Origin of the sequence: Arthrobacter agilis, assembly GCF_002953615.1 — a bacterium.
Classification (GTDB): Bacteria; Actinomycetota; Actinomycetes; order Actinomycetales; family Micrococcaceae; genus Arthrobacter_D; species Arthrobacter_D agilis_B.
Map to the genome: position 1 here is coordinate 3,445,495 of NZ_CP024915.1, position 2,266 is coordinate 3,447,760.

A 2,266-nucleotide genomic window follows, 5' to 3' on the forward strand; every position below is an offset into this window, starting at 1 on the left:
CCGCAAACCGCGGGAGCAGGTCCGTGCCGGTGATCCTGCCGCGCCGGACGGGTTCGTTGATGACCGCTGCGAGCTGCTCGAGTTCACCCGTGTACAGGTAGCCCGGATCGACGATGCCGTGCTCGATGACCCGGGTCCGCGCGATCCCGCTGTCCCAGAAGAGCTCGTTGAAGTGCGTGACGTGGACGATCGGTATGTCCGTCCGGTCCGCCAGCGGATGCACCGTGCCGACGATGTCGCGCCGGGGTGTGTTGTGCTCGAGGAAGACGGCGGGGAGGTCCCGGCCCGGCGTCCGTCCGAGGAGCCGCTCGCATTCGGCGATCTCCTCGATCCTCTGCAGCACCACGACGTCGATGTCGGCGTCCCGCAGGTCGTGCGGGGCCACCTCGACGACGGAGGCCGGCCAGTCACGGCCGGCGCGGCCCAGCCCCCATGCTCCGCCGTCGGGCGTGGTGGGCAGCAGGTAGGTGTGCGTGCCCCTCACGAAGGCGTCGGTCCATCCTCCGTGGACGTGCCATAGCAGGATCCTCATCGGTTTCCCCTCGTTGTTCTGCGGCCGTCGGTGCGGCCGATGCTGCGGCGCGAGCCGAGCGACGATATTCCGGAACTGAGGCGGAGGACGGCGTCGACGACGTCCTCCGGCGAGACGTTGGACAGGCAGGGATGGCCTTGGACGGGACAGATGCGGGCGCGGCTGAGGGCGCAGGCCGCGTCCTGGTCACCGAGCAGTTCGACGGGCACGCGGTACGGGGCCCAGCGGATCGCGGGCACCACGGGCGAGAACAGGCACACCACCGGTGTCCCGACGGCGGCTGCGAGGTGGGCAGGGCCGGTGTTGCCGGTGATCACGACGGTGGCCCCGGCGAGCACGGAGCCCAGTGTGGCCAGGTCCGTCCGGCCGCCGAGGTCCAGGGCCTCCGGGCCGGCGACGGTCGAGGTCAGGTCCGTCTCGTCCGGGCCGCCGGTCACGACCACCCGGAACCCGGCGGCGGTGAGGAGTTCGACGGCGGCCGCGTGGTGCAGGGGCGGCCAGGCCCGGGCGGGCACGGACGCCCCCGGGTGGACGACGACGTAGGGTCCGCGGCCCACGAGGTCCGCGGCGTCGACCAGGTCGGTGACCTGGAGTCGGCCGTCGTCGCCGGGAGCCAGGGCGTACCCCGCGGCCTCCGCGATGCCGAGGGCACGCTCGGCCTCCGGCTGGTCCTCCGGGAAGTCCTCCCCCGGCTTGAGCCGCACGTCGAGGAGCGATCCCGCGTAGTCGACGGATGCTCCGGCGATGCGCCGCACCCCGGCGAGGCGGAGCAGCAGCGCGAGCGGCAGGGGCGACTGGTGGAACGAGGTCAGGATCACGGCCTCGTCGACACCGAGTGCCACGACCCGGTCGTGGAGCTCACCGATAAGGTCGGGCGTCGGGTCGGGGGCGGGATCCACGATCCAGGGCGCGGACCAGGTGACGACGTCGACGACGCCGGGCAGCAGCCGTGCGGCTGCCGCGCCCTGCGGTCCGCACAGCATGACGACGTCGTTCGGCGAGTCGCCGTGGTCGCCGGCCGCGATGGCGCGGACGGCCGGCCCGGCCAGGAGCACGTCGCCGGCGCTGTCGAGGCGGGCGACCAGGACGCGGCGCCTCACGGGGTACCCGCCCAGAGGGAGGCGACGGCCCCGGCCAGGTCGCCCGCGACGGCCGGGGCCGCGCGGATCTCGTCCTCGAGCGTGATGTCCGTCGGCACCAGCACCGCGCGTGCGCCGGCGGCCGCTGCCGCGCCCATGTCCGCTCCGATGTCCCCGATGACGGCCACCTCGGACGGGTCGAGCCCGAGGCGCTCGCTGGCTGACACGATCATGCCGGGGCCCGGCTTGCGGCAGGCGCATCCGTCCGCCGCCCCGTGCGGGCAGACCTCCCACACGTCGAACGGCCCGAGCAGCTCCTCCACGCGGGCGTTGACGGCGTCCACCTGCCCGCGCGTCACGAAGCCGCGCGCGATGCCGGACTGGTTCGTGACGACGCCGACCGGGATCCCTCGCGACCGGAGGCCGTCGAGGACCTCCCGGGCACCCGGCATGGGTCGCACGAGGGTGGGGTCCCCGTTGTACGGGACGTCCACGACGATGGTCCCGTCGCGGTCGAACAGGACCGCCCGGGGGGCTGTCCGCGATCGTTCGGCCGAAGTATGCATACAGGCTTAGTTCCCGGGAAGGAGCAGTACTAAACACTTCGCACCGAACTTCTTCTCCTCGGGGATCCCCGCACCGCCGGGCGCGCCCT

The 2,266-nt window shown here is 73.2% G+C and carries 2 protein-coding genes and 1 pseudogene; all 3 read right to left on the bottom strand.

Features of this window, described 5'->3' with window-relative positions; translation table 11 throughout:
- Positions 1-532: pseudogene (locus CVO76_RS16980) on the bottom strand (glycosyltransferase family 1 protein); the annotation flags it as partial.
- Positions 529-1,632, bottom strand: coding sequence for a glycosyltransferase family 9 protein (locus tag CVO76_RS16985; protein WP_244186080.1), 1,104 nt, complete (start codon positions 1,630-1,632; stop codon positions 529-531). The pseudogene CVO76_RS16980 and the gene CVO76_RS16985, both read right to left, overlap by 4 nt.
- Positions 1,629-2,177 (bottom strand): D-glycero-alpha-D-manno-heptose-1,7-bisphosphate 7-phosphatase, encoded by a 549-nt coding sequence (locus tag CVO76_RS17470; protein ID WP_244186082.1) that lies wholly within the window; start codon positions 2,175-2,177, stop codon positions 1,629-1,631. Before CVO76_RS17470 ends, CVO76_RS16985 begins: the two co-directional genes overlap by 4 nt.
- Between the last annotated feature and the right edge of the window lie 89 nt (positions 2,178-2,266).

What these genes read in the sequence shown, in the direction of transcription:
- CVO76_RS17470 (WP_244186082.1), bottom strand. Translation starts at nt 2,177, where the DNA reads ATGCATACTTCGGCCGAACGATCGCGGACAGCCCCCCGGGCGGTCCTG.